This is a genomic window from Halalkalibacter sp. AB-rgal2, assembly GCF_041821005.1.
GTDB lineage: Bacteria > Bacillota > Bacilli > Bacillales > Bacillaceae_D > Halalkalibacter.
Genome location: NZ_JBGUAV010000070.1, coordinates 1 through 812, shown reverse-complemented (window position 1 = coordinate 812; position 812 = coordinate 1). Strand labels below are relative to the sequence as shown.

General features: G+C 51.8%; 9 tRNA genes. All 9 read right to left on the bottom strand.

Features of this window, described 5'->3' with window-relative positions:
- Nucleotides 1-6: 6 nt before the first annotated feature.
- The 9 genes from ACERJO_RS21015 to ACERJO_RS20975 all read right to left on the bottom strand — a co-directional run bounded on the left by ACERJO_RS21015 (nucleotide 7) and on the right by ACERJO_RS20975 (nucleotide 798).
- Nucleotides 7-82, bottom strand: a tRNA-Ala gene (locus ACERJO_RS21015).
- A 20-nt stretch (nucleotides 83-102) separates the two neighbouring features.
- Nucleotides 103-179 (bottom strand) — tRNA-Pro (locus tag ACERJO_RS21010).
- Between the two features lie 7 nt (nucleotides 180-186).
- Nucleotides 187-263 (bottom strand) — tRNA-Arg (locus ACERJO_RS21005).
- Nucleotides 264-266: 3 nt separating this feature from the next.
- A tRNA-Leu gene (locus ACERJO_RS21000) sits at nucleotides 267-355 on the bottom strand.
- Nucleotides 356-378: 23 nt separating this feature from the next.
- Nucleotides 379-450: transfer RNA gene (locus ACERJO_RS20995), tRNA-Gly, on the bottom strand.
- A gap of 10 nt (nucleotides 451-460) precedes the next feature.
- Nucleotides 461-542: transfer RNA gene (locus ACERJO_RS20990), tRNA-Leu, on the bottom strand.
- Nucleotides 543-560: 18 nt separating this feature from the next.
- Nucleotides 561-636: transfer RNA gene (locus ACERJO_RS20985), tRNA-Lys, on the bottom strand.
- Between the two features lie 7 nt (nucleotides 637-643).
- A tRNA-Thr gene (locus ACERJO_RS20980) sits at nucleotides 644-716 on the bottom strand.
- 6 nt (nucleotides 717-722) lie between these two features.
- A tRNA-Val gene (locus ACERJO_RS20975) sits at nucleotides 723-798 on the bottom strand.
- Nucleotides 799-812: the final 14 nt, after the last annotated feature.

Below are 812 nucleotides of genomic sequence, written 5' to 3'. Positions count from 1 at the left end.
ACTCTTTGGTGGAGCCTAGCGGGATCGAACCGCTGACCTCCTGCGTGCAAAGCAGGCGCTCTCCCAGCTGAGCTAAGGCCCCTCTTCAACATTTATAATAAGTGGTCGGGAAGACAGGATTTGAACCTGCGACCCCTTGGTCCCAAACCAAGTGCTCTACCAAGCTGAGCTACTTCCCGATAAAAATGGCGCGCCCTGAGAGATTCGAACTCCCGACCTTTTGATTCGTAGTCAAACACTCTATCCAGCTGAGCTAAGGGCGCATATGGTGCCGAGGGCCGGACTTGAACCGGCACGGTAGTCACCTACCGCAGGATTTTAAGTCCTGTGTGTCTGCCAATTCCACCACCCCGGCAGGACTTCTTTTAGAAATAGAAGAGCGGAAGACGAGATTCGAACTCGCGACCCCCACCTTGGCAAGGTGGTGTTCTACCACTGAACTACTTCCGCAGTATAAAAGTGCGGGTGAAGGGAGTCGAACCCCCACGTCATAAGACACTAGATCCTAAGTCTAGCGCGTCTGCCAATTCCGCCACACCCGCATATAAAATCACCTTAAATGGTGAGCCATGAAGGACTCGAACCTTCGACCCTCTGATTAAAAGTCAGATGCTCTACCAACTGAGCTAATGGCTCAAATCAATGCCGGCCAGAGGACTTGAACCCCCAACCTACTGATTACAAGTCAGTTGCTCTACCAATTGAGCTAGACCGGCTTATAATGGTGGAGGATGACGGGATCGAACCGCCGACCCCCTGCTTGTAAGGCAGGTGCTCTCCCAGCTGAGCTAATCCTCCAAATATTTTGTTTA